This is a genomic window from Streptomyces niger, assembly GCF_000718305.1.
Taxonomy (GTDB): domain Bacteria; phylum Actinomycetota; class Actinomycetes; order Streptomycetales; family Streptomycetaceae; genus Streptomyces; species Streptomyces niger.
The window spans coordinates 49,236-74,127 of the sequence record NZ_JOFQ01000025.1; the positions used below are offsets into that span (position 1 = coordinate 49,236).

The following is a 24,892-nucleotide window of genomic DNA, read 5'->3' on the forward strand; positions in this document are numbered from 1 at the left end:
GATGCGCGCCGAGCTCAGTCGGCGGCGGGAGCGGGCGCGGGGACCGCCGAATTCTCGGCCTCCCCGCAATTCCCGCAGTGCTGCGAGGGCGGCCGCTGCTCACGCAGCTCCGCGATGGCCGCCTCGAAATCGTCGAGCGAATCGAACGCCCGGTACACGCTCGCGAAGCGCAGATACGCCACGAGATCCAGCTCCTGGAGCGGGCCCAGTATGGCGAGCCCGACGTCATGGGTGGACAGCTCTGCGCTGCCGGTCGCGCGGACCGCCTCCTCGACCCGCTGGCCGAGCTTGGCGAGCGCGTCCTCGGTGACCGGCCGGCCCTGGCAGGCCTTGCGCACGCCGGCGATCACCTTGTCGCGACTGAAGGGCTCGGTGACCCCGCTCCGCTTGATCACCGTGAGTGACGCCGTCTCGATCGTCGTGAACCGCCGGGAGCAGTCGGGGCACTGCCGGCGGCGGCGGATCGAGGTGCCGTCGTCGGTGGTGCGGCTGTCCACGACCCGGCTGTCGGGGTGCCTACAGAAGGGGCAGTGCATGGCTTCACCCTCCTCACCCTCGAAAACGGACGTACGCCACTGAATCCGACGTACGACTGATAGCCCGGACAGGGCCCGAACGGGGGCCTCCGGAGCGACCACAAGCATAGGCGATCCGCAGGCCGAAGAAGACCATGGACCACAACGTCTGGTGGCTGTCGCCCATCCAAGCACTACATGTGGTGCCGGGCGAGAAAATGCGCGTACCGCGTGTCGCGGTGACGCAGCAGCCACGAGCGTACGTGAGACCCCCCGGTGGCCGCTCCGGAGGGGCGGCAATGACAGACTTGGGCAGGTCACGGCGGTGCGCCGTGATCGTCGCCGAACCACTGACGGAACGAGGGCCCGCCGCGGGGAATTCCCGGCCGGAACGGTACCGTAATGCCCGTTATCGCCTTTCGGTGGCCTGTCGGCAATACACCCGATCCCCTGATCAGGTCAGCTAATCCGCGAATTTTCACTCGAACGTGTGTTTGGCGCAACCTTTCGAAAGCAACTACCGTTGGCTAACTAGGGAGCACATTCCGAGAGGGGCCGACGTGACCACCACCGCAGACAGCGCCATCATCGCCGCACAGAGCCACTCCCAGGGCCGATTCGAGCCGACACAGAAAGCACCGATGGAAGAGGCCACGATGAACCCGGAGGGCCAGAAGCCGGCGCGCTCGCTGCCCGGTCGCCCTCCAGGAATCCGCGCGGACAGCTCCGGCCTCACCGACCGGCAGCGAAGGGTGATCGAGGTCATCCGGGACTCCGTCCAGCGCCGCGGGTACCCGCCGTCCATGCGCGAGATCGGCCAGGCGGTGGGCCTGTCGAGCACGTCGTCGGTGGCGCACCAGCTGATGGCCCTGGAGCGCAAGGGCTTCCTCCGCCGCGACCCGCACCGACCGCGCGCCTACGAGGTCCGCGGCTCCGATCAGCCCGCCGCGGCCCCCGCCGACACCACCGGCAAGCCCGCGGCGTCGTACGTCCCGCTGGTGGGCCGGATCGCCGCCGGTGGCCCCATCCTCGCCGAGGAGTCCGTCGAGGACGTCTTCCCCCTCCCCCGGCAGCTGGTGGGCGACGGCGAGCTCTTCGTGCTGAAGGTCGTCGGCGACTCCATGATCGAGGCCGCGATCTGCGACGGCGACTGGGTCACGGTCCGCCGCCAGCCGGTCGCGGAGAACGGCGACATCGTCGCCGCGATGCTGGACGGCGAGGCGACGGTCAAGCGCTTCAAGCGCGAGGACGGCCACGTGTGGCTGCTCCCGCACAACGCCGCGTACCAGCCCATCCCCGGCGACGAGGCGACCATCCTCGGCAAGGTGGTGGCGGTCCTCCGCCGCGTCTGAGCACCACGCCCGCCGCGCGACGCGTCTTCCCGGAGCCGACCGCTCCCCGGACCCGGCGGCGGAGAACGCAACGGGCCCCGTATACCGATCGGTATGCGGGGCCCGCGTACGTGTGGGGCTCCATGCGGCGCTGAACGGCTTCCGGCGCCCCGCCGCCCCTCCGCCTACGCGTCAGCCGTCTCCGGTTCCTCAGCAGCGGCCTCAGCGGCCTTCTCGGTCTTCTCCGCCTCCTTGGCCGCCGCGTCGATCGCGGCCAGGGAGCGGCGGACCTGGTTGCGGTCGGTGGTGTACCAGAAGCCGGGCATGGAGGCGCGCAGGAACGAGCCGTACCGCGCCCGCTCTACCCGCGGGTCGAGGCAGGCGACCACGCCGCGGTCCCCGGAAGCGCGGATCAGGCGGCCCGCGCCCTGCGCCATCAGCAACGCCGCGTGCGTCGCCGCGACCGCCATGAAGCCATTGCCGCCGCCCTCCTCCACGGCCTTCTGCCGGGCACTCATCAGCGGGTCGTCGGGGCGCGGGAACGGCACCCGGTCCATGACCACCAGCTGGCAGCTCGCCCCGGGCACGTCCACGCCCTGCCAGAGCGACAGGGTCCCGAACAGGCACGTACGGGGATCGGCCGCGAACGTACGGATCAGCTCGCCGAGCGTCTCCTCGCCCTGCAGCAGGATCGGCACGTCCAGGCGGCCGCGCAGCTCCTCGGCGGCGGCCTGCGCGGCCCGCATCGAGGAGAACAGCCCGAGCGTCCGCCCGCCGGCCGCCTCCACCAGCTCGGCGAGCTCGTCCATCATGTCCGTACGGGTGCCCTCGCGCCCCGGCTGGTTCAGATGCTTCGCGACGTACAGGATGCCCTGCTTCGCGTAGTCGAACGGGGAGCCGACGTCCAGGCCCTTCCAGGGCGGCACGTCCTCCCCCTGGGTGCCTTCGGGGGCCAGGCCCAGCGAGGCCGCGACGCCGTTGAAGTCACCGCCGAGCTTCAACGTGGCCGAGGTCAGCACGACCGAGCGGTCCTCGAAGAGCTTCTCGCGCAGCAGCCCGGACACCGACAGCGGGGCGACGCGGAGCGAGGCACCGAAGCGGTCGTGCCGCTCGTACCAGACCACGTCGTACTCGGAGCCGTTCGCGATCCGCTCGGCGACCGCGTGCACGTTCTCCACGGAGGCCAGCGCCTGCTTGCGTACCGCGTCCTCGTCCTGGACGGACTTGTCACGGGTGGAGCCGAGCGCGGAGATCACCGTACGGGCGGCGTCCCGCAGCGCCATCAGGCAGTACCCCAGGTCCTCCGGGATCTCCTCCAGGCGGCCGGGCAGCGCCAGCTCCATCAGCCGCTCGAACGTCTCGGAGGCGGTCTGCAGCTGGTCGGCCGCCTTCTCGTTGACGAGCTTGGCGGCCCGCCGCACCGCGCGGTTGACCTGGCCCGGCGTGAGCTCACCCGTGGCCACGCCGGTGACCCGGGAGACCAGCTCGTGCGCCTCGTCGATGATCAGCACCTCGTGCTGCGGCAGGACCGGCGCGCCTTCGATGGCGTCGATCGCGAGCAGCGCGTGGTTGGTGACCACCACGTCGGCGAGCTTGGCGCGCTCGCGGGCGGCTTCCGCGAAGCACTCCGCGCCGTACGCGCACTTCGATGCGCCCAGGCACTCCCGCGAGGACACCGAGACCTGGCCCCAGGCCCGGTCGGAGACGCCCGGCGTGAGCGCGTCCCGGTCGCCGGTCTCGGTCTCGTCCGCCCAGTCCCGCAGCCGCAGCAGATCCTTGCCGAGCTTGCTGGTGGCCGTGGCCTGCTCGAAGGGGTCGAACAGGCCCTCCTCCTCGTCCTGCGGCACGCCCTCGTGCAGGCGGTGCAGGCAGAGATAGTTCGACCGGCCCTTGAGCATCGCGAACTGCGGCCGCCGGCGCAGCAGCGGATGCAGCGCGTCGACCGTACGCGGCAGGTCGCGCTCGACCAGCTGGCGCTGGAGCGCCAAAGTGGCGGTCGCGATCACCACCCGCTCGCCGTGCGCCAGCGCCGGCACCAGATAGCCGAGGGACTTTCCGGTGCCGGTGCCGGCCTGGGCGAGCAGGTGGGTGCCGTCGTCGACGGCCTCGCCGACCGCCTCGGCCATGGCGACCTGGCCGGGGCGCTCGGTGCCGCCGACGGCGGTGACGGCGGCATGGAGCAGTTCGGGGAGGGAGGGCTTCGTCATAGCGGTGCCACCCTACGCGGGCCCACTGACACTCCGCCCGGTCCAGGCCGGTCCGTGGCCGGTCGCACGGTCGCGTCAGGGGGCGTGCAGCGGATTCGGGATCATGCCGTGGACGGCGGCGTGCGGGCGGTGCGGGCGGTCGCGGTAGCCGTCGAGGTGGAGACGGTTGCGGTTGAGGCAGAGCCGTTCGATCTCCGGAGTGAGCAGGTCGAACATCTCGTGGCGCTCCTTGAGGTGCGGGAACCGCTCGTGGTGACGCAGGATCTCGGCCCGCACGAGTGACCAGAACTCGCCCTCGGGTACATCGAGTTGTTCCTCGCACAGCGGTGCCAGATAGCGGAACACGCCGACGAACAGCCCGGAATGGATGAACTGGGTGAGGAAGGCGGGCGGCTCCGTGAGCAGGACCTCGCGTACGTCCTCGGGCATGGCGGCCAGTTCCGGGAGCGGACCGTCGGTGGTGTTGACGTCGTCGACGAAGTCCTTGACGGCGAGGCGGGTGGGGACGTCGTGCGCGTCGAAACAGACGATCGCGTTCTCGCCGTGCGGGGAGAAGACGGTGCCGTACTGGTACAGGAAGTGCAGCAGCGGCGGGAGCAGAGCGGCGAAGAGGTGGCGCAGCCAGGTGCGCGGCTCCAGACCGGAGCGGTGCACCAGCTCGGCGGTGAGGGCACGGCCGTGCGGGTCGGTCTGCAGCAGCGAGGCGAGGGTGCGGGCCCGCTCGCCGGGGTCGAGCAGCGGGCTGATCGGCTCGCGCCAGATGCAGCCGAGCAGCTCCTTGTACTGGTACGGGACGCCGGGGATGCGGTCGTACAGAGGGTGCTCGACGGTGACGGACGCGGTCTCGCCGAGGAGGATCACGCGCGTCTCGTCGCGGAGGTACGGGTCGGCGTCGCGCAGGCCCTGTACCCAGGCGGTGACGGCGGGCGCGGCGAGGGTGCGTTCGGTGGGCAGGCCGCGCCACACAAGGGTGTTGAGGACGGAGAGCGGCAGCTTAACCGTGCGGGCGTGCGGGCGGCTGGTGTTGAGGAAGGTGCGGATGGACTGCTGCGGCAGTCGGAGGTCGTTGTCAGTGGTGAGTGGGACGATGAATTTGCCGGCGATCTGAGGGGCGAAGAGCGGGGCGACGGTCTCGTCCCACTGCCAGGGGTGGACGGGGAGGTAGAGGTAGTCGGCGGGGTCGAGGCCCTGCTCGGTGAGGGTGCGGGCGAAGGCGTCGCGGAGTTCGGGGGTGAGTTCTTCGGTGTACAGGCGGTCGGCGCTGACCAGTGGGCCGGTGCCGCGGTAGCGGGCGAGGTCGCGGTGGGCTGCGATCCACGGCAGCCGGCAGGGGGTTCGGGCTTCCGGGGCCCAGCGCCCGGCGTCGGTGGCGGAGAAGCCGAGCCGTCCCTTGTTGGCGATCAGCCAGGGGTGCCCCGTCTGGTGGCCCTCAAGCGCCGCGTAGTCGAGGTCGGCCAGCTCGGCGGCGGTGAGTGCGGTGGCGTCCAGGCGAATGTCGGCGGCAAGGGTGGCGGTCAGTTCACGGATGAGGTGACCGGTGGTGTCACCGCTCAGGCCCAGGACGGTGTCGTGGGCGTGGAAGAGGAAATGCAGGGGGTCGCCGGTGGGCGTCACGGAGTCCGGGTCGACGCGCCAGTGTCCGTACGCGCCGCGCCGGGCGTGGAAACGGTAGGTGACGTCGGGGGTGAGGGGCAGGCGGTAGCGCGGGGTGCCGTCCGGGGCGGTGCCGTCCGGTTCGGGGGCGATGACCTCTTCGTAGGCCAGTTCCGCGAGGGTCTTGGCGAGGAGGCGGCGGGCGGCGTGCTGCCAGGCGGCTTCGGACGGGCCGGCCGGGGCGTCCTGGCCGGGCCGGCCGGCGGCACCGGTCAGGTCTGTGGCACCCGGCGGATCGGCGGGGTTGATGGGGCCGGTGGTATGGGGGGCGGGCTGGGCGGAGGGTGACAAGGCTGGCTCCTCGGTGCTCGGGGTGAGCCGCATAAGGGAATTCGCAGCGGCTCGTTGTCGGAGGGAGCGGATACGGGGAGAGCGTGACCGGACGGGGCCGGGGTCCGGGGCCGGTGCCGGGTCACAGGACGGTGCGCAGGGCGCGGTCGCGGATCATCAGGGCGGCGCGCTTGTCGGGCAGGTCGGTCTCCGCGGCGAAACGGAAGCCGGCGCTGAGGAAGGCTGCCACGGAGGGGGTGTTGCGCAGATCGGGTTCGGCCACGATCTGGCCGCACCGGGGCCGGTGGTCCAGGATCAGGTCGGCGGTGGCGCGCAGCAGGGACGTACCCAGGCCGCGGCCACGGTCGGCCACGCCGCCGATGAGGAGGTGGATGCCGGTGTCGTGCGGGCGGGCCGGGTAGTAGCGGGCCAGCGGGTCGAGGTCGGCCCGGTAGATCTCCCAGTAGCTCATGGGGACGCCGGCCAGTACGCCCAGGCAGGGCACGCTGCGCCCGTCGCCGTCGAGCTGGGGGCGCAGGTGGTCGGCGGTGGTGCGGGGCGGCCCCGCCAGCGCCCAGAAGGCCGCCACGGCCGGGTCGTTCATCCAGCCGGAGATCAGCGCGAGGTCGCGCTCCAGCCGTACCGGTACGAGCTGGAAGGGCCCGGCCGAGGTCTCGACGGGCCCCCAGCCGGCGACCGCGTCCAACAGGGGGCCGGACGCCGGGTCACCGGGCCGCAACCGGGGCGCGACGTCCTGAGGCCCGAGAACGGCCGGCTCGGGCGGCAACTCCAGGTCGAGCGTGTCGCTCGAGCCGTCATCCCGGCCGGGTGCGGTATCGCCCGTCGCGGGGCACGGGGCGGGGGCGGTAGCGCCGGGGGCAGGACCGACGTCGGCAACGGCCTCACCGGGTGCGTCGCCGATGTTCGGGGCGGGGCCGGCGGGTGCGGGCCGCGCGCCGGTGGGGGTGGCGCTCGGGGGCCGGCTGCCGGGCGGAGCCTCGCGCGCGGCGTCGGCGTGGGGAGCAGCCCCGCCGGGTGCGAGGTCCGTGGCGGTGGCGGTGCCGCCCGTCGCGGAGTGCGAGGCGGTGGCGGCGGCGGACAGGCCGGCCGCGGGGGAAGGCGGTTCGACAGGGGGCACGGCGGGTGCTCCTCTCGTGGCCTCGTGGGGGCGGGCTTCGATGACCGCTGTGGTCACGTGGCGAGCGGGTTGGGGAGGGACACGTACACGGACTGCGTGTCGACCGGGCCGACGAGTTCGTCCAGTCCGTGCAGCCGGGTGAGCAGGTTCGCCTTGCACCGCAGTGCCGACGCACCGAGGAGGTGCCCGGCGAGCGGCGAACGGTGCTCCGCCGGTGCGGTGGCGGCCGTGGCCAGGAACCGCCGGAACGCCGCGAGGAGCACGTCCTCGTCCGCGAGCCGCTGGGCGCCGAACGCGCCGATCAGCCCCAGGACGTTGTTGATGCCGAGGTAGTAGGCGAAGCGTTCGTCGGTGACGTCGTCGGGCACGAACGTGTCGCTTTCGACGCCGATTCCGGGCAACCGCCGGTCCAGCTCGGCACGCCGGGACTCGCGGAAGTAGTACCCCTGATTGTCGCGGTACCGGCCGCCCACGGGCCAGCCGTCGGCGTCCAGCACGACGAGGGTGTTCTGCTGGTGCGCCTCCAGGGCGACGCCCGCGGTGCCGTCGAGCCAGAGGACGGGGCGGACGACGGCGTGGAGATAGCGCAGGAACCACTCGGCGGCGACGGCCCCGGTGGGCCGGCCCGTGCGTGCGGTCAGCGTGCCGATGAGGTCGGCGAGGCGCGAACGCATGCCGTCGTGGCCGGGCCGGGGCCGCGGCGAGGTGAGCCCCGCGACGCACACGGCGTCGTCTCCCGGGCCGAAGGGGTTGTGCCGGAGGACGACGTCGAGGCCGCGCACGGGGGTGCCGTCGGTGCCGGTGACGGCGAGCCAGGCCGGGTCGCGGACGATGTCGAAGCCCGGATGCGCCGCGCGCCACTGCTCGGCGAGGCCGCTGCGGAGCAGGCGGTGGACCTCGACGCCGCGCTGCAGTTCCTTGCGGAGGTTCTCCCGGCGGGAGTTGGTGATCCGAAGCCCGAGGGAGAGCTTGAGCATGGTGTCCGCGCCGGGGCAGTGGACGGTGCGTACGGAGGACGTGGGGTGCCAGTGCGCGCCGTGCGCGCCGAGGTCACGCAGCAGGCCGGCGTCCAGGAGCGCGGCCACCTCGGGGCGGTGCCGTACTTCGCGGGACTGCCAGGGGTGCAGGGGCAGCAGCGCGCTACCGGCCGGGACGTCGAGCCCTGCACCGGCGAGCCCGGCGGTGAGCTGGTCGGCCGGAACGGTGCGGCCCCGGGCGGTCCAGGCGGAGTCCGTGGCCAGGACGGAGCGGTCCACGGCCAGCCAGTGCAACGGGAAGGAGCCGCGCAGCTCCGGGGAGTACGCGTGGATCTCCCCTTCGGACAGCCCCTCGCGGCTCTTGGGGGTGGGGTGCAGCGGATGCCCGAAGATCAGGGACTGCTCGCCTTCCAGGAAGCGGTCGCCGTGTGGGGTGGCGGGGTGGGCCCGTCGTTCGCCGAGGATGACGGTGGTGCAGCGTACGGAGTTGGCCACCCGGCCGATCAGCTCGGCGGCGTCCTCGGCGGGGACGGCCCGGTCGGAAGCGGGGGCGCCCCGGTCGGAAGCGGCGGCTCCCCGGTCGCAAGCGGGGGTAGCTCGGTCGGAAGCGGCAGTGCGGGTGGGCGCGGAGTCCATTCCGTTGGACGCGGTCGCCGTTCCTTCGGGCGTGGAGTCCATTCCGTTGGGCGCGGGCGCCGTCCCATTGAGGTGTGCCGGTGCGTGCGCCGTCGTGCCTCGGGGCGCCGTTGCGTGCGTGCTCACGCCGTTGAGCGACGGGCCGTCGGAAGCCGGCTTCTCCCAGAGCGCAGCGCCGGCCGCCCCACCACCGTCGTCCACCGCGCCGCCGTCCACCGCGTCGTCGCACACCGCACCATCACGCACTCCGGCATCGCCCACCGCACCACCGCCCACCGCTTCGCGGCGGAGCAGGGCGGCGAGGGTGACGGCGTCCACGTGCGGGGCGCCGGGCGGGGCCTGCTCCAGGACGGGCGGGCCGAAGCGGTGGCAGCCGGTGGCCGACCAGTAGCGGACGGGGACACGGAGAACGGTGCCGCTGGCGTCGAGCGGCAGCCGGAGTCGGGCGCCGGCCGGGCGCGGGATACCGCTCTCCCGGATCCAGCAGCGGAGCAGGTTCTCGACGCCCGCCGCGTCCGCGGCCACCGCGGGGTCGGGATGCTCCAGCGGGTCGGGCCCCTCCACGGCCTCTTTCATCGACCCTTCCATGGGCCCTTCCATGGCCTCTTCCATGGGCCCCTTCATGGCCCCTTCTACAAGGCCTTCCGCGGTGCCTTCCACGAGGTCTGTCACCGGGCCGGCTGCTGGGCCGGGCAGGCGCGTGGAGTCGGCGTCCTCCAGGCGCATGGAGTCGGCGTCCTCGGCCACGTCGACCGCCACCGCACCACTTCCCGTTCCCTCGGGTCGCGTCAACAGGCTCGCGTCGCAGACGTGACCGATGCGCCGTGCCTGGCGCGGGACGCTGGGTTCGTCGGCCGGTGGCGTGCTCGCCGTCCCGTCGCCGGCTCCCTCGGGGCCGCGCCGTACGGCTGGCTGCGGTGTGGCGTCGTCCTCGTCGGGGCCGGCCGTCGCGCGGCCGCTCTCGGGGGCCGCGCCGGGCGATGCCGGTGGCGCTAGCGCTTCCGCCGGGGGCGCGGGCGCCTCCGCCGGGGGCGCGCCAGCGTCGTGGTCGTCGGCCGGCGGGGGCGCGGCAGCGTCGTGGTCGTCGGCCGGCGGGGGCGCGGCAGCGTCGTGGTCGTCGGCCGGCGGCCTCGTGGGCGCTGCATCCGTCGGGTTCTCGGCCGCGGGGGCTGCGTCCGGGGTCGGGCCGGCGGGCCCGTTCGTCGCAGGGCCAAGGCGTTCGGTCATGGGGTGGTGCCTCGCATCGTGGGGAGGGGGGAACCCGTCGGTCCGGGGGTGGTGCGAACCGCCGCGGCGATGGCATCGGCGAGGCGGTCGAGTACGGCGTCGGCCTGTTCGTCGGTGAGGGTGAGCGGCGGGAGCAGGCGGACGACTGCGGCGCCGCGGCCGCCCAGCTCCACGATCAGGCCGCGGTCGAGGCACTGCTGCTGGACCTCGGCGGCGAGCCGGGAGGCGGGCGGCGGCGCGCCGTCGGCCCCCACCGGGCCCGCCGGCTCGACCAGTTCGACGCCGAGCATCAGCCCCCGGCCGCGGACGTCGCCGATGCAGTCGTGGTGGGCGGCCAGTTCTCGCAACCGTGCGAGCATCCGTGCGCCCAGTTCCGCGGCGTGTGCGGCGAGGCCGTTCTCGCGTACGTACGCGAGGGTCGCGGCGCCGGCCGCCATGGCGAGCTGGTTGCCGCGGAACGTGCCGGCGTGCGTGCCGGGGCGCCAGGTGTCCAGCTCCTCGCGGTAGACGATCACCGCGAGCGGGAGGCTGCCGCCGATGGCCTTGGAGAGGACGAGGACGTCGGGAACGATGCCGCTGTGCTCGACGGCCCAGAAGGCGCCGGTCCGGCCGACGCCCGTCTGCACCTCGTCGACGATGAGCGGGACATCGTGCGCCGCGGTGATCTCGCGCATCCGCCGCAGCCAGCTGTCGGGTGCGGGGATCACACCGCCTTCGCCCTGCACGGGCTCCAGGATCATGGCCGCCGGCCGTGGCACACCGCTCTTGGGGTCGGCGAGGGCGTTCTCCGCCCAGCGCGCCGCCAGTTCGGCACCGCGCTCGGCATGATGGGCACCGCGCTCGGCGTCACCGACGGCGCGCCCGGCGGCCTCCGCTCCCCCGCCATCGATGCCCTGTCCGATATCAGTGCCCCGCACGATGTCGGTGCCCCGCACGACTTCGGTGCCCCGCACGATGTCGGTGCCCCGCACGACTTCGGTGCCCCGCTCGGTACCGGAGTCCGGCCTGATGTCGCGTGCGCCGCCGGTCCCGAAGGGGCAGCGGTAGGCGTACGGATACGGGAGACGGGTCACGGAGGTGTCGCGCGCGCCCCCGGACGCGGCGAGCGCCCCCGCCGTCATGCCGTGGTACGCGCCGGTGAACGCCATCAGACCGCTGCGGCCGGTCGCGGTCCGTACGAGTGTCAGCGCGGCCTCGACGGCGTCCGTGCCGGCCGGACCGCAGAACTGCACCTTCCCGTGCTCGGCCAGCTCCCGCGGCAGGGTGGCGAACAGCTCGCTGGTGAAGGCGTCCTTCACAGGGGTGGCGAGGTCCAGGACGTGCAGCGGGGCGCCGGAGTCCAGGACGGCGCGGATCGCTTCGAGCACGACGGGGTGGTTGTGCCCCAGCGCCAGGGTGCCGGCGCCGGAGAGGCAGTCGAGGTAGCGGCGGCCGTCCGCGCCCTCGATCGTCAGCCCGCGGGCGCGGACCGGGACGATGGGCAGCGAACGCGCGTAGGTGCGGGCGGCGGATTCGCGGAGCGACTGCCTCCGCAGGATCTGCTCACGGTCCAGCGGTGGTGCCATCGACGGAGGCTGGGTCAAGGCCACGGCGGTGTTGTCCTCCTGCTGCTCAACGGACCACCGGAGCGCCTCGCGGCGGCGGTGGCCGGCTGTGTGGGCCGTCCCGTGAACACGAAACGGCCGTCCCCCGTACGTACCAACGACGTCACGGGCACCGGATCACGGCCTCGGCAAAGATCCTTGGCGACCGGAACCGCGGACCCGCCCGGTGCCGTCCCCCACGGCACCGGCATAGTGGGGCTCTGCATTCCGGACCGGCCACCAGAACCAACGAAACGGTCCGAACAAGTCCATATCGATCGCCAACGGTCGCCGAACGACCGCCTTCAGGGTCGTCGCGTTCGCCGTTCCGGTCGCCGAACACCTCCAGGGGGAAGCCACTCATGCGATCCATCCGCCCGTCCGCCGCCCGCCCACGTGGCGGACGGAGATCCACGCGCGGCGTCCGTCCGGCCGTCGCCGCGGCCGCGCTGGTCGGCGCGCTGGCGCTGACCGCGACCGCCTGCGGCCCCTCGGGGGACGACGCCGGTTCGCAGCCCGACCAGACCGCCGTGGAACAGCCGGGCGGGGACAAGCTGAAGATCCCGCAGGAGTTGCAGGACAAGCTCAAGGACCTCGGCGTCAATCTGGACGACTGGAAGCACGGCGAGTGGAAGAACTGGGACAAGAAGAAGTGGCTGCGCGAGGCGGGCCAGTTCGTGAACCCCTACATCAAGGGGCTGTGGGACCCGGACCGCATGAAGGACGCGGAGCAGCCCGACAAGCCGGTCGAGCCGGAGGACATCTCCGGTGACCAGGGCGTCACCGACCCCGAGCCGGCGCCCGTGAAGGCCCAGCCGGTGAGCGCCCCGTACAGCTCCAACGCGCCCGGCGTGGGCAAGGTGTTCTTCGACAGCCCCGAAGGCTCGATGGTCTGCTCGGCCGCGGTGGTCGAGGACCCGGCGCACCCGGGCAAGTCGAATCTGGTGTGGACGGCGGGCCACTGCGTGCACGCCGGCAAGAACGGCGGCTGGTACCGCAACATCGCGTTCGTGCCCTCGTACAACGACAGCGCCAAGTCGGGTGCCGAGCTGCAGGGTGCCACGAAGGAGCAGCTGGCCCCGAAGGGCGTGTTCTGGGCCGACGCCGCGCAGACCTCGCAGCAGTGGATCGACCAGGGCGCGAAGACCGGCGGCCAGGGCGCCCCGTACGACTTCGCCGTGCTGCACGTGAAGCCGGAGGCGGGGAACACCAAGTCGCTGGAGGAGACGGTGGGCACGGCCTACCCGGTGCAGTTCAACGCGCCGGCCGTGCCGAAGATCCCGTCGATGACCGCGCAGGGCTACCCGGCCGCGAAGCCGTTCGACGGCCAGACGCTGCAGCAGTGCCCGTCGAAGCCCGGCCGGCTGTCGCTGGACGCCGGGCAGCCGACGATGTACCGGATCGGCTGCACCATGACCGCGGGCTCCTCCGGCGGCCCCTGGTTCGCCAAGGACCAGCAGGGCCGCACGGCGCTGGTGTCCAACACCTCGATCGGGCCGGTGACGGCCGACTGGCTGGCCGGGCCGCACCTGGGCGCGGAGGCCAAGGGTGTGTACGAGTCGGTCAGCAAGAAGTTCGCCGGCCGGTGACGGACACGGCGTCCCGCTAGCGGACATGCGCGAGGGCCCGCTCCCCGTCAGGGGGGCGGGCCCTCGTCGGTCGTACGGCGCCACGGGCGCGGGCGCGTCAGCTGCCGGCGACCGCCGGTACGTACGGCTGCAGCTCCGCCGCCAGCTCCTCGTGCACGCGAGCCTTGAGGACCGTGCCCTCCGCGGTGTGCTCCTCGGAGATCACCTCGCCCTCGGCGTGCGCCCGCGAGACGAGCTGGCCGTGGGTGTAGGGCACCAGGGCCTCGATCTCGACGCTGGGCCGCGGCAGCTCCTCGTCCAGCAGGGCGAGCAGCTCGTCGATGCCCTGGCCCGTACGGGCGGAGACCAGCATGGCGTGCTTCTCCTGGCGCAGCAGGCGCTGCAGCACCAGCGGATCGGCCGCGTCCGCCTTGTTGATCACCACGATCTCCGGCACGTCCTGCGCACCGACGTCGCGGATCACCTCGCGGACGGCCGCCAGCTGCTCCTCGGGCACCGGGTGCGAGCCGTCGACCACGTGCAGGATGAGGTCGGAGTCGCCGACCTCCTCCATCGTGGAGCGGAACGCCTCGACGAGGTGGTGCGGGAGGTGCCGGACGAAGCCGACCGTGTCGGCGAGGGTGTAGAGCCGCCCGCTGGGCGTCTCGGCCCGCCGGACGGTCGGGTCCAGGGTGGCGAACAGGGCGTTCTCCACCAGGACACCGGCGCCGGTGAGGCGGTTGAGCAGCGAGGACTTGCCCGCGTTGGTGTAGCCGGCGATGGCGACCGAGGGGACCTTGTTGCGGCGGCGTTCCTGGCGCTTGATGTCGCGCCCGGTCTTCATCTCCGCGATCTCCCGGCGCATCTTCGCCATCTTCTCGCGGATCCGCCGGCGGTCCGTCTCGATCTTGGTCTCACCGGGACCACGGGTGGCCATGCCGCCGCCCGCCGAGCCGGAGCCACCGCCACCCATCTGCCGGGACAGCGACTGGCCCCAGCCACGCAGCCGGGGCAGCATGTACTGCATCTGTGCCAGCGCCACCTGCGCCTTGCCCTCTCGGGACTTGGCGTGCTGGGCGAAGATGTCGAGGATCAGGGCGGTCCGGTCGACCACCTTGACCTTGACGACGTCCTCCAGGTGAATCAGCTGGCCGGGGCTCAGCTCACCGTCGCAGACGACGGTGTCGGCGCCGGACTCCAGGACGATGTCCCGCAGCTCCTGGGCCTTGCCGGAGCCGATGTACGTCGCCGGGTCCGGCTTGTCACGGCGCTGGACCACACCGTCCAGCACCAGCGCGCCCGCGGTCTCCGCCAGGGCGGCCAGCTCCGCGAGGGAGTTCTCCGCGTCCTGCACCGTCCCGGAGGTCCATACGCCGACCAGTACCACGCGCTCCAGGCGCAGCTGCCGGTACTCGACCTCGGTGACGTCCTCGAGCTCGGTGGAGAGGCCCGCCACCCGGCGCAGTGCCGCGCGCTCGGAACGGTCGTACTGGTCGCCGTCACGCGCCCCGTCGATCTCGTGGCTCCAGGCGACGTCCTCTTCCATCAGGGCGTCGGCCCGAAGGCTCTCGTGGAGGCGCTGTCGGTCCTGCTGAGGAAGGGAAGAAGAGGAGGTCATTTGATCCTTTGTGTCGTTGGGACGTCCCGGAATCGGGCCTGCGGAGCCCGGGGACTCTCGATCGTGACAACGTCCGGGCGCTCCAGGAGATTCCCGGCGGCCCCGGCGTCGGCCCGTCGATGGTCGCACGGCGGGTGAGGCCCGTCACGCGAGTTTTCCTGTTCGGTCATTGTCCCTGGTGAGCAGGGCGGTGCCGGCCCCGGGGTCAGGAGGAGCGGGCCTTTCCGGGTCCGGTCTCCTTCTGGTCCTTCTTGACGTGCCAGTCCGGGTGGCCGGGCATCGGCGGGGTGCGGGTGTCGTAGAGCCAGGCGTGCAGGAAGCCGGACAGGTCCTTGCCGTGGATGCGGGAGGCCAGGGCGATGAAGTCACCGGTCCCGACGACGCCGTCCCGGTGCTGCGCGAACCAGCTGCGCTCCAGACGGTCGAAGGCGGCGGCGCCCATCCGCTCCCGCAGCGCATAGAGGGCGAGTGCGCTGCCGTCGTAGATCACGGGGCGGAAGAGGCTGACCTTCTGGCCCTTCTCGGGGATCTTGGGCGCGGCCGGCGGCCCACCCGTGGCCCGCCAGGCGTCGGACTGCTCGTAGGCGCGCTTCATGCGCTGCTCCATCGGGGCCTTGCCCTTGCTCGCGCGGTCGGCGTAGAGCGCTTCGTACCAGGTGGCGTGCGATTCGTTCAGCCACACGTCGGACCAGGTGCGGGGCGAGACGCTGTCGCCGAACCACTGGTGTGCCAGCTCGTGCACCATCAGTGACTCCACGTACCAGGCCGGGATCCTGTCCATGGTGAAGAGGCGCTTCTCGAACAGGGAGAGGGTCTGGGTCTCCAGCTCGAAGCCGGTCGCGGCATCGGCCATCAGGACGCCGTACGTCTCGAACGGGTAGCGGCCCACCTGGCGCTCCAGCCAGGCGATCTGCCCGGGCGTCTTCGCGAGCCAGGGTTCCAGCTTCGTCCGCTCGGCGGCCGGTACGACGTCCCTCAGGGGGAGCCCGTGCGGGCCCTGCCGGCGGACGACGGCGGACCTGCCCAATGAGACCTGGACCAGTTCGGTGGCCATCGGGTGCATCGAGCGGTACGTCCACGTGGTGGCGGGGCCGCGGACGCTGCGCCCCAGGGGCAGGCCGTTGGCGACGGCCGTGACGCCCCGGGGAGCGGTGATCCGGAAGGTGAAGGCGGCCTTGTCCGAGGGGTGGTCGTTGCTCGGGAAGACGCGGTGGGCGGCGTCCGCTTGGTTGGCCATCACCAGCCCGTCGCCCGTACGGATCCAGCCGCCGTCCTTCGCGCCCTTGGGGTCGCTGGTGTGTCGCACCACGATGCGCAGGACCTGACCGGGTTCGACGGGATGCGCCGGGGTCACCACGAGGTCCTCGCCGTGCGACGCGTGGCGTGCGGGGAGGCCGTTGACCTCCACGGACCGCACGGCGCCGCGGGCGAAGTCGAGATTGACGCGGTCCAGGTGGTCGGTGGCCCGGGCGGTGATCGTGGTGACGGCGTCCAGCGGGGCGTCGTTCTTCCCGGAGTACTTCAGGGCGATGTCGTACGCGTCGACGTCGTAGCCGGGGTTGCCGAGGTGCGGGTAGAGGCGGTCGCCGATCCCCTGGGGGCCGGGCTCCGGCGCGCCCGCCGCGAGGAGGGCGCCGACGGCCAGCGCTGCCGGGGCGGCGCGGCGGAGGGCCGCGAGGCGGTGCGGGGCGGCGGGGCGCGGACGGCCCGGCGCCTGGCGGGTGGGGGACGCGGTACGGCGGGACGTAAAGGGCATGCGATACCGCTACCAGCACGGTCACCTCGGGTCGCGGCGGCGCGGCAGCGCGGCACCCGAATGAGCGGTTCCGGCCGCTTCCCGGGCGCGTCGCCGGGAAGCGGCCCGCGTGCCTCCGAAGGGGTGCGTCGGCTCCTTGGGAGGGCGGTCCCCCGGAGGAGGGCTCCTTCGGGCGGCTCCTTCAGTAGCGGAGGGTCGCGGCCGGTTCGTTGCGGCCCGCGCGCAGCACGTCGAAGACGCCCGGCACCTGGCGCATCGCGCGCATCAGGGTGGGCAGTTCCGCGGCGTCCGGGAGGTGCAGCGTGTATGTGTGCCGCACCCGTTGCTCGCGGGGCGGTTCCACGTCCGCGGAGACGACGGCGGCGCCCTGCGCGGCGATGACCTCGGTGAGGTCGGCCAGCAGGCGGGGGCGGCTGAACGCCTCGGCGAGCAGCGTGACCCGGCAGCCCTGGTCGGGGGCTGCCGAGCGCCGCCACTGCACTCCTACGGGGGCCCGTCCGGCGGCCGCCATCCGGGCCACGGCCGGGCAGAGGGCACGGTGCACGGTCACGGCGCCACCGCGTACGGCGAAGCCGGTGACCTTGTCGGGTGGTACGGGAGTGCAGCAGCCGGCCAGCCGGACCGTGGCGTCGGGGAGGTCGGCGACGGCGGGGACGGGCGGGCGGGGGCGGCGCGCCTCGGAGGCCGGGCAGGCCTCGTCCTGGTCGGCGTCGCCCGCCTCGTCGGCGGTGGTCTCCGGCGCGTGGCGGAGGTCGTTCCCGGCGCCGCCCATGAAGCGCTCCGCCTCGTCGGCCGCTTCGCGCTCCGCGCGCTCGGCACCCGGGTGGGCGGTGAGCCAGCGGGAGATGGCGAGGCGGGCCGCGGGGGTGCGCGCGTACTCCAGCCACTGCGGGGAGGGGCCGGCAGCGGAGTCCGGTGCCATGAGCAGATGGAGGATGTCGCCGTCGCGGAGGACCGTCGAGAGGGTCGCCAGGCGGCCGTTCACCCGCGCACCGATGCAACAGTGCGCCCCGGCTCCATGGAGTGCGTACGCGGCGTCCACGCAGCTCGCGCCGGCCGGCAGCCGGAACGCACCACGGTCGCCGGAGTCCTCGCCCGCCTCGCGCGCCGCGTCCGCGCCCGCCCCGAAGCCGGCGTCCGCGCGGAAGACGGTGATCTCCCGGTCCTCCGCCAGGTCGTCGCGGAGCGAGGTCCAGAACGTGTCCGGGTCGGGCGCGACCCGCTGCCACTCCAGCAGCCGCGAGAGCCAGCCGGGGCGGGTCGGGTCCACCCGTTCCCCGTCGCCGGTCTCCGCGCCCTCCTGGGGGCCGTACGGGCCGCCCTCGGCGGGCACGTGCGGATCGCCCAGCGCCACCACGCCGGCCTCGGCGACCCGGTGCATCCGGTGGGTCCGAATGAGCGTTTCGGCAATGTGGCCGTCCTCGCTCATCACGGCCGTGTGCAGGGACTGGTACAGGTTGAACTTGGGCGTCGCGATGAAGTCCTTGAACTCCGAGACGACCGGCGTGAAGCAGGTGTGCAGCTCGCCCAGGACGGCGTAGCAGTCCGCGTCCTCGGCGACCAGCACCAGCAGCCGCCCCAGGTCCGCGCCGGTCAGCTCGCCGCGCCGTATCCGCACGCGGTGCACGGACACGAAGTGCCGCGGCCGGACGTGGACTTCGGCGTCGATGCCGGCCTCGTGCAGCACCGTACGCATGCTGTCGGCGACGTCCGCGAGCGGGTCCGGGCGCTCGGCATGGCGCAGCACGAGGGTGCGGGTCGCCGCGTACTCCTCGGGGTGCAGGATCGCGAAGACCAGGTCCTCCAGCTCGGTCTTGAGCGCCTGGACGCCGAGCCGCTCGGCGAGCGGGATGAGCACGTCACGGGTGACCTTGGCGATCCTCGCCTGCTTCTCGGGCCGCATCACGCCGAGGGTGCGCATGTTGTGCAGCCGGTCGGCGAGCTTGATCGTCATCACGCGGACGTCGTTGCCGGTGGCCAGCAGCATCTTGCGGAAGGTCTCCGGCTCGGCGGCGGCACCGTAGTCGACCTTCTCCAGCTTGGTGACGCCGTCGACGAGGAAGCGCACCTCCGCGCCGAACTCGGCGCCCACCTGATCGAGCGTCACCTCCGTGTCCTCGACCGTGTCGTGCAGCAGCGAAGCGGTCAACGACGTGGTCTCCGCGCCCAGTTCGGCGAGGATGAGCGTCACGGCGAGAGGGTGGGTGATGTACGGCTCGCCACTCTTGCGCATCTGTCCGCGGTGCGAGGACTCGGCGAGGGCGTACGCCTTGCTGAGGACGTCGAGATCGGCGTCCGGGTGGTGGGCCCGGTGGACCTTGGCGACGTGCTCCAGGGCGTCGGGCAGGCCGTCACGCGGGGCGGGCCCCAACAGCGCCGCGCGGCCGAACCGGCGCAGGCCTCTCAGTTCCAGCCGGGGGCGGCCGCGTTTGCGGACCGCAGCCCCTGCCGGGTGAAGCTCTGCGGGCGCACCGCTGGGTTCAGTGGCCTCTGCGCTCATGGGGCACCTCCGGCAGCATCGACCGGCGGCCGGACGCGATCAGGCGGTGACGGCGGTGTCCGGGCCGGTGCTTGATGCTACCGAGCCCATCACGCACCGCTCACCGCCTCTCGCCCAGAGTGAAACGGATCACCCATTCGAGCGAAACTTCAGCCACAGCCGTTACCGTCCGCACCCGACTCCCGGGCTCCTCCCGGCGTCGGCCGGACGGGGCCCCTCAGGCGGTGGCCGCGCGCAGCCAGGACGGATCGAGCGTGCCCTCGGCGACGATCTCCGCGGGGCCCGTCATCTCCACCGTGCCGTCGGGCAGCTCGGTGATCACCAGGGTGCCGCCGAGGACGTCGACGGTGTACGTGACGGGGCTGCCCGTCACCGCGGGGTCGGCGCCGTCGCGGCGCGCGGTGGCGACGGCGACCGCGCAGGCGCCCGTGCCGCAGGAGCGGGTCTCGCCTGAGCCGCGCTCGTGCACCCGCATCGCGACGTGGCGCGGGCCGCGGTCGACGACGAACTCGACGTTGACCCCGTCGGGGTAGACGGCGGCAGGGCTGAACGGCGGAGCGCTGTACAGGTCACCGGCGTGGCCGAGGTCCTCGATGAAGGCGACGGCGTGCGGGTTGCCCATGTTCACGTTGCGCGCGGGCCAGCTGCGGTCGCCGACCGTGACGGTGACCTGCTCCTCGGGGAGCTCGGCGCGCCCCATGGCGACGGTGACGTCGCCGGCCGCGCCGCCCGCCGCGTCCTTGGCGAGGTGCACGCGGCGCACCCCGGCGCGGGTGGCGACGGCCAGGTCACCGGCGCCGACGAGCCCGGCGTGCTGGAGGTAGCGGGCGAAGACGCGGACGCCGTTGCCGCACATCTCGGCGATCGAGCCGTCGCCGTTGCGGTAGTCCATGAACCACTCGGCCTCGTCGGCCATCGCGCGCGCCTCCGGATGGGCCGCGGACCGCACGACGTGCAGCACACCGTCGCCGCCGATGCCGGCCCGCCGGTCACAGAGCCGCGCGACCAGGTCGGCGGGCAGCTCCAGCCGGCCGTCGGGGTCGGGGACGATCACGAAGTCGTTCTCGGTGCCGTGGCCCTTGAGGAAGGCGATGCGCTCGTTGCTCACCCTTGAATCGTACGGGGCACCACCGACAGCGGTGCCATCGGCACGGCAGGCTCGCCGCGCACCGGGGCGGCCGCTCAGCCGCGCAGTCGGGCCACGCGCCAGATCGCGAGGGCGGCGAGCACCAGGACGACCGCGACGTACACCACGACCACCCGCCAGTCCGCCCGCCGGCCCGAGCCGCGGGCCGGCAGCCCCGGCCAGGTGTGGCCGACCCGGCGGGCGGCCATCATGCCCCAGCCGGCCGCGCAGCAGCACAGCAGCAGCCCCAGCATCGCGAAGACGGCGCCGCCGTCCCCGCCGAATTCGAAGGCCAGCGGGAAGGCGAACATCAGTGAGCCGACGGCGGCCAGGCCCACGATGGGCGCGAGCTGCCAGAGACGGAGACGGCGCGGCGGCCGCAGCTCCCGGAAGGAGGCCGCGTCCTCGGCGGGCCGGTCGTCCTCCGTCTGCGCATCGGGACCGTCCAGGCCGTCCAGCGCTCCCCCGTCCACCGGTCCGGCGTCCTCCGGAGCCCGGTGGCCGCCCATGAGGGGGTCGTCGTCGACCGGGTGGTCATCGGGGGCGGTGCGGTCGTGCTCAGGAGGAGCGGCGTCGCCGTGCGGGCCGGCGTCGTCCGCGAAGCGGTCGTCCTCGGGGAGGTCGCCCGCGTCCGACGGGCCGGGGACGGCAGCCGGCCCGGGGGCGTCGTCGAGGGCGGGGGCGCGGTCCGGGAACTCTTCGTGCCCGTTGGGCGCCTCTTCGTGCCGCGTCTCCGGCTGGTGCGCTGTGCTGCGAGGGCGGGCCTCCATCGCCAATGCCCTCCCAGTTCCAGACGCCACGGCTCGGTCGATGGTCGATAATGACACGCCCTCAAGGGGCCCGATGACGGCCGGAGCGTCCCGATGCCAGGACGTGATCAGGCTGTGACCGGTCGTTCGAGCAACGTCAGTGCGCGCTCCGGAAGTTCCGCGCGGGCGTCCGCCGCGCCGCTGAGCCAGTGGACCCGCGGGTCACGCCGGAACCAGGAGTCCTGCCGGCGCGCGAAGCGCTTGGTGGCGCGCACGGTCTCCGCCCGCGCCTCATCCTCCGTGCACTCCCCCGCGAGATACGCCAGCACCTGCTGGTATCCGAGCGCGCGGGACGCGGTACGCCCCTCGCGCAGGCCCTGCGCCTCCAATGCGCGTACCTCCGCCACGAGCCCGGCCTCCCACATGCGGTCCACCCGTACGGCGATCCGCTCGTCCAGCTCGGGGCGGTCGACGTCGACGCCGATCTGCACCGTGTCGGCATAGACCTCACGCTGGTCACCGGGGCCGGGGAGGTTGGCCGTGAAGGGCCGTCCGGTGATCTCGATGACCTCCAGGGCGCGGACGATGCGGCGGCCGTTGCTCGGCAGGATCGCGCGCGCCGCCTCGGGGTCGGCCGCGGCCAGCCGGGCGTGCAGCACGCCGCTGCCCTCGTGCGCCAGCTCGGCCTCCAGGCGGGCCCGCACCTCGGGGTCGGTGCCGGGGAACTCCAGGTTGTCCAGCGCACCGCGCACGTAGAGGCCGGAGCCGCCGACGAGGACGGCGGTGCGCCCCTGGGCGAGCAGTCGGTCGATCTCGGCACGGGCCAGCCGCTGGTACTCCGCGACGCTCGCCGCCTGGGTGACGTCCCAGATGTCCAGGAGGTGGTGCGGGACGCCGACCCGCTCCTCCTGGGTGAGCTTGGCGGTGCCGATGTCCATGCCCCGGTAGAGCTGCATGGAGTCGGCGTTGACGACCTCACCGCCGAGATGCCGGGCGAGGGCGACGCCCAGATCGGACTTACCGGCCGCTGTGGGGCCGACGACGGCGATGACCCGCGGAGCGGGAACTGCGTTGTTCACCGCGCCAGTGTGTCAAACCGCGCGGCCGGTTTCGAATTACGGAGCCCGCTCGCCCGAGTCCGCCCTCGGGCACGTCGGGGCGAGGTTTGGCCCGCAAGAGTAGGGTAAAGGCCAGGTATGGGCGTGTTTGAACCATGCGTCCTCCGACCAAGGAAGGTGGCTCATGGGCCTGCTGGACAATCTCAAGGCGAAGGCCGGCCTCCTCAAGGGCAAGGCCGGCGACCTCGCGCACCAGCACGGGGACAAGATCGACCGGGGCTTGGACAAGGCCGGCAGGACGGTCGACGCCAGGACGAAGGGCAAGTACAGCGGCCAGATCGGCACGGGCACGGCCAAGGCCAAGGAAGCCCTGCGCCGGATGTCCGAGGAGCGCGGCGAACACGGCCCGGGCACGGGCGGCCGGCCGGGACAGGACCCGGGCACCACGAGGCGGCCCGGCGACCCGATGTGAGGCCGGGACGACCGGACAGCCCGGTGGCCGGGGACCACATGGTCCCCGGCCACCGTCGTTCATCGGGGGCTGCGCCCCGGCGCCCCCTGTGGCGGGCCGGTCAGGACCACGCCGCCACGAAGTACCCCACGCCGTACGGCGCCTCTTCGTACAACAGCGCACCGTTCAGTCCGGTGCCTTCCGCCGCGCCGGCCAGCACCTGCCAGCTGGACCGGCCCGACACCATGAGCGACTCGGCGGGCTCCTCGTCCAGCGCCCCGAGGGCGGCCGCGTCCGCGGTCCCCAGCATGCGGGCCAGATCGGCGTCGAACCCTTCGGCGCGCTCGTCGAAATAGCCGGGCGCCTTGACCGTGCGGCAGGCGCTGCCGTCGCCCATCACCAACAGGGCCACGCGATCGGCGGACGCCGCGAGCTGGCGCCCGGCACCCAGGCACTTCTCCGGTTCGAGCGGTTCGCCCACCCCGAGGGCCGACACGGGGGTGCCGCGCCAGTCGGCGCGCTCCAGGAGCCAGGTCCCGATCGCCAGGGAGGGCGGCAGCTGCCGCCCTTCGGTGGCGCCTTCGCCGTCCGGCGCGCCGAGCCGTACGGTGAGGTCCACGCCGAATCCGGAGAACGATCCCGGGGCCCCCTCCTTGAACGCCCCGCGGCCTTCGGGCTCAGCGGGGCCGACGACGACCAGCCGGTCGGCCCGCGCGGCGGCGAGCACGCCGACGGCGTCGGCGCAGGCGGCCCGCAGGTCGTCCAGTTCGGCCGCGGCACCGCCGGCGACCTCGGGGACGAGCAGGGGCGGACAGGGACAGAGAGCAGCAGCTACGAGCATGCTCCGCAGCGTATCCCCGCCGCCGGGTGGCATCGGTCCGCGGTCTCCCGACCGGCGCGGGGACCGGCCGCGGAGACGCCTGCCCGGGCGCGTGCCGGCTCAGCGGCCGGCCGGCGCCGTCCAGGACACCGGCCGGGGCGCCGGGGGCTCAGGAGGTCGGGCAGCAGCCGCCGGCCGGCTCCGCCGGCACGGGGGCCGGGGCGCCCACCGTCGGCAGCCCGAGCATGACGCCGGCGGGCTGCGGCGGAGCGGCGTTGCGGCGCTCCCAGGCGTCGCCGGAGCGGGTCCGGCGGACGGCGACGGCCTCGCCCTCGGCGAGCAGGTGGTGCGGCGCCGCGTAGGTGATCTCGACGGTCACCATGTCGCCGGGGCGCACCTCGGCGGCCGGCTTGGTGAAGTGCACGAGGCGGTTGTCGGGCGCGCGTCCGGAGAGGCGGTGGGTGGCGCCGTCCTTGCGGCCCTCGCCCTCGGCGACCATGACCTCGACCGTCCGGCCGACCTGCTTCTTGTTCTCCTCCCAGGAGATCTCCTCCTGGAGGGCGACCAGCCGCTCGTAGCGGGCCTGGACGACCTCCTTCGGGATCTGGCCCTCCATGGTCGCGGCCGGGGTGCCGGGACGCTTGGAGTACTGGAAGGTGAAGGCCTGCGCGAAGCGGGACTCGCGCACCGTGTGCAGCGTCTGCTCGAAGTCCTCCTCGGTCTCGCCGGGGAAGCCCACGATGATGTCGGTGGAGATGGCCGCGTCCGGCATGGCGGCGCGGACCTTCTCGATGATCCCGAGGAAGCGCTCCTGGCGGTAGGAGCGGCGCATGGCCTTCAGGACGGTGTCGGAGCCGGACTGCAGCGGCATGTGGAGCTGCGGCATGACGTTCGGCGTCGCCGCCATGGCGGCGATGACGTCGTCCGTGAAGTCGCGCGGGTGCGGGGAGGTGAAGCGGACCCGCTCCAGGCCCTCGATCTTCCCGCAGGCGCGCAGCAGCTTGGAGAACGCCTCGCGGTCGCCGATGTCGGAGCCGTACGCGTTGACGTTCTGGCCGAGCAGGGTGATCTCGGAGACGCCCTCGGAGACCAGGGTCTCGATCTCGGCGAGGATGTCGCCGGGGCGGCGGTCCTTCTCCTTGCCGCGCAGCGCGGGGACGATGCAGAACGTGCAGGTGTTGTTGCAGCCCACGGAGATGGAGACCCAGGCCGCGTAGGCGCTCTCGCGGCGGGTGGGCAGCGTCGAGGGGAACGCCTCCAGGGACTCGGCGATCTCGACCTGCGCCTCTTCCTGGACGCGGGCGCGCTCCAGGAGGACCGGCAGCTTGCCGATGTTGTGCGTGCCGAAGACGACGTCCACCCAGGGCGCCTTCTTGACGATGGTGTCGCGGTCCTTCTGGGCCAGGCAGCCGCCGACGGCGATCTGCATGCCGGGCCGCGACGCCTTCTTCGGGGCGAGCTGTCCGAGATTGCCGTAGAGCTTGTTGTCGGCGTTCTCGCGTACCGCGCAGGTGTTGAAGACGACGACGTCCGCACCGTCGGCGCCCTCGGGCGCGGGCACGTACCCGGCGTCCTCCAGCAGGCCGGCCAGCCGCTCGGAGTCATGGACGTTCATCTGGCACCCGTGGGTGCGCACCTCGTATGTCTTCGCACTCATCTCAATCGACCAGGGTACGTGCTCCCGAAGGACGTCCGCCCCCTCCGGGGGC

17 protein-coding genes are annotated in these 24,892 nt (G+C 73.2%); 3 read left to right on the forward strand and 14 right to left on the reverse strand.

Features of this window, described 5'->3' with window-relative positions:
* Positions 1 to 14: 14 nt before the first annotated feature.
* Entirely contained in the window at positions 15 to 536 is a 522-nt protein-coding gene (nrdR, locus tag IF20_RS32150; RefSeq protein ID WP_052868924.1) for a transcriptional regulator NrdR, read from the reverse strand.
* 539 nt (positions 537 to 1,075) lie between these two features.
* Between nrdR and lexA the strand changes: the two genes are divergently transcribed.
* Entirely contained in the window at positions 1,076 to 1,867 is a 792-nt protein-coding gene (gene lexA / locus IF20_RS32155; protein ID WP_052868925.1) for a transcriptional repressor LexA, read from the forward strand.
* Positions 1,868 to 2,031: 164 nt separating this feature from the next.
* On the opposite strand, the gene IF20_RS32160 is transcribed toward lexA, so the two are convergent.
* From IF20_RS32160 to IF20_RS40230, 5 genes are all read right to left on the reverse strand, one after another.
* Positions 2,032 to 4,053 (reverse strand): ATP-dependent DNA helicase, encoded by a 2,022-nt coding sequence (locus IF20_RS32160; protein WP_052868926.1) that lies wholly within the window; start codon positions 4,051 to 4,053, stop codon positions 2,032 to 2,034.
* Between the two features lie 75 nt (positions 4,054 to 4,128).
* Positions 4,129 to 6,030: an IucA/IucC family protein gene (locus IF20_RS32165; protein WP_199896851.1), complete on the reverse strand. Its 1,902-nt coding sequence runs from the start codon at positions 6,028 to 6,030 to the stop codon at positions 4,129 to 4,131.
* A gap of 88 nt (positions 6,031 to 6,118) precedes the next feature.
* Positions 6,119 to 6,898: a GNAT family N-acetyltransferase gene (locus tag IF20_RS32170; RefSeq protein WP_052868967.1), complete on the reverse strand. Its 780-nt coding sequence runs from the start codon at positions 6,896 to 6,898 to the stop codon at positions 6,119 to 6,121.
* Positions 6,899 to 7,167: 269 nt separating this feature from the next.
* Positions 7,168 to 9,075 carry an IucA/IucC family protein gene (locus tag IF20_RS32175; protein ID WP_407702581.1) on the reverse strand — a complete coding sequence of 636 codons (1,908 nt, stop codon included), beginning with the start codon at positions 9,073 to 9,075 and terminating at the stop codon, positions 7,168 to 7,170.
* An 875-nt stretch (positions 9,076 to 9,950) separates the two neighbouring features.
* Positions 9,951 to 11,519 carry an aminotransferase class III-fold pyridoxal phosphate-dependent enzyme gene (locus IF20_RS40230; protein ID WP_234426903.1) on the reverse strand — a complete coding sequence of 523 codons (1,569 nt, stop codon included), beginning with the start codon at positions 11,517 to 11,519 and terminating at the stop codon, positions 9,951 to 9,953.
* A 380-nt stretch (positions 11,520 to 11,899) separates the two neighbouring features.
* Here IF20_RS40230 and IF20_RS32185 point away from each other — a divergent pair, with 380 nt between their 5' ends.
* Entirely contained in the window at positions 11,900 to 13,126 is a 1,227-nt protein-coding gene (locus IF20_RS32185) for a trypsin-like serine peptidase (RefSeq protein WP_052868928.1), read from the forward strand.
* A 97-nt stretch (positions 13,127 to 13,223) separates the two neighbouring features.
* On the opposite strand, the gene hflX is transcribed toward IF20_RS32185, so the two are convergent.
* The 6 genes from hflX to miaA all read right to left on the reverse strand — a co-directional run bounded on the left by hflX (position 13,224) and on the right by miaA (position 21,933).
* A complete protein-coding gene (gene hflX / locus IF20_RS32190) occupies positions 13,224 to 14,723 on the reverse strand; it encodes a GTPase HflX (RefSeq protein WP_052868929.1) in 1,500 nt (499 codons plus the stop codon).
* A gap of 205 nt (positions 14,724 to 14,928) precedes the next feature.
* A complete protein-coding gene (locus IF20_RS32195) occupies positions 14,929 to 16,479 on the reverse strand; it encodes a M1 family metallopeptidase (protein ID WP_052868930.1) in 1,551 nt (516 codons plus the stop codon).
* A gap of 181 nt (positions 16,480 to 16,660) precedes the next feature.
* The gene (locus IF20_RS32200) at positions 16,661 to 18,979 is read right to left on the reverse strand and encodes a RelA/SpoT family protein (RefSeq protein WP_052868931.1); all 2,319 of its coding nucleotides are present in this window, start codon (positions 18,977 to 18,979) and stop codon (positions 16,661 to 16,663) included.
* A 217-nt stretch (positions 18,980 to 19,196) separates the two neighbouring features.
* On the reverse strand, positions 19,197 to 20,087 hold the full coding sequence (gene dapF, locus IF20_RS32205) for a diaminopimelate epimerase (protein ID WP_052868932.1): 891 nt from the start codon (positions 20,085 to 20,087) through the stop codon (positions 19,197 to 19,199).
* 74 nt (positions 20,088 to 20,161) lie between these two features.
* Complete coding sequence (locus IF20_RS41010) at positions 20,162 to 20,875, reverse strand: ICP22 family protein (RefSeq protein ID WP_407702580.1); 714 nt, start codon at positions 20,873 to 20,875, stop codon at positions 20,162 to 20,164.
* A gap of 107 nt (positions 20,876 to 20,982) precedes the next feature.
* Positions 20,983 to 21,933 (reverse strand): tRNA (adenosine(37)-N6)-dimethylallyltransferase MiaA, encoded by a 951-nt coding sequence (gene miaA, locus IF20_RS32215; protein ID WP_052868933.1) that lies wholly within the window; start codon positions 21,931 to 21,933, stop codon positions 20,983 to 20,985.
* Positions 21,934 to 22,096: 163 nt separating this feature from the next.
* On the opposite strand from miaA, the gene IF20_RS32220 reads away from it, so the two are divergent.
* Positions 22,097 to 22,384 carry an antitoxin gene (locus IF20_RS32220; RefSeq protein ID WP_052868934.1) on the forward strand — a complete coding sequence of 96 codons (288 nt, stop codon included), beginning with the start codon at positions 22,097 to 22,099 and terminating at the stop codon, positions 22,382 to 22,384.
* 100 nt (positions 22,385 to 22,484) lie between these two features.
* Here IF20_RS32220 and IF20_RS32225 read toward each other — a convergent pair whose 3' ends face one another.
* Both IF20_RS32225 and miaB read right to left on the reverse strand, forming a co-directional pair.
* Complete coding sequence (locus IF20_RS32225) at positions 22,485 to 23,204, reverse strand: class III extradiol dioxygenase subunit B-like domain-containing protein (protein WP_052868935.1); 720 nt, start codon at positions 23,202 to 23,204, stop codon at positions 22,485 to 22,487.
* A 148-nt stretch (positions 23,205 to 23,352) separates the two neighbouring features.
* Positions 23,353 to 24,840 carry a tRNA (N6-isopentenyl adenosine(37)-C2)-methylthiotransferase MiaB gene (miaB, locus tag IF20_RS32230; protein ID WP_052868936.1) on the reverse strand — a complete coding sequence of 496 codons (1,488 nt, stop codon included), beginning with the start codon at positions 24,838 to 24,840 and terminating at the stop codon, positions 23,353 to 23,355.
* Between the last annotated feature and the right edge of the window lie 52 nt (positions 24,841 to 24,892).

What these genes read in the sequence shown, in the direction of transcription:
- IF20_RS32195 (WP_052868930.1), bottom strand. Translation starts at nt 16,479, where the DNA reads ATGCCCTTTACGTCCCGCCGTACCGCGTCCCCCACCCGCCAGGCGCCG.
- IF20_RS32200 (WP_052868931.1), bottom strand. Translation starts at nt 18,979, where the DNA reads ATGAGCGCAGAGGCCACTGAACCCAGCGGTGCGCCCGCAGAGCTTCAC.
- IF20_RS32220 (WP_052868934.1), top strand. Translation starts at nt 22,097, where the DNA reads ATGGGCCTGCTGGACAATCTCAAGGCGAAGGCCGGCCTCCTCAAGGGC.
- IF20_RS32225 (WP_052868935.1), bottom strand. Translation starts at nt 23,204, where the DNA reads ATGCTCGTAGCTGCTGCTCTCTGTCCCTGTCCGCCCCTGCTCGTCCCC.
- IF20_RS32160 (WP_052868926.1), bottom strand. Translation starts at nt 4,053, where the DNA reads ATGACGAAGCCCTCCCTCCCCGAACTGCTCCATGCCGCCGTCACCGCC.
- miaB (WP_052868936.1), bottom strand. Translation starts at nt 24,840, where the DNA reads ATGAGTGCGAAGACATACGAGGTGCGCACCCACGGGTGCCAGATGAAC.
- IF20_RS32165 (WP_199896851.1), bottom strand. Translation starts at nt 6,030, where the DNA reads ATGCGGCTCACCCCGAGCACCGAGGAGCCAGCCTTGTCACCCTCCGCC.
- hflX (WP_052868929.1), bottom strand. Translation starts at nt 14,723, where the DNA reads ATGACCTCCTCTTCTTCCCTTCCTCAGCAGGACCGACAGCGCCTCCAC.
- nrdR (WP_052868924.1), bottom strand. Translation starts at nt 536, where the DNA reads ATGCACTGCCCCTTCTGTAGGCACCCCGACAGCCGGGTCGTGGACAGC.
- IF20_RS41010 (WP_407702580.1), bottom strand. Translation starts at nt 20,875, where the DNA reads ATGGAGGCCCGCCCTCGCAGCACAGCGCACCAGCCGGAGACGCGGCAC.
- IF20_RS32185 (WP_052868928.1), top strand. Translation starts at nt 11,900, where the DNA reads ATGCGATCCATCCGCCCGTCCGCCGCCCGCCCACGTGGCGGACGGAGA.
- IF20_RS40230 (WP_234426903.1), bottom strand. Translation starts at nt 11,519, where the DNA reads ATGGCACCACCGCTGGACCGTGAGCAGATCCTGCGGAGGCAGTCGCTC.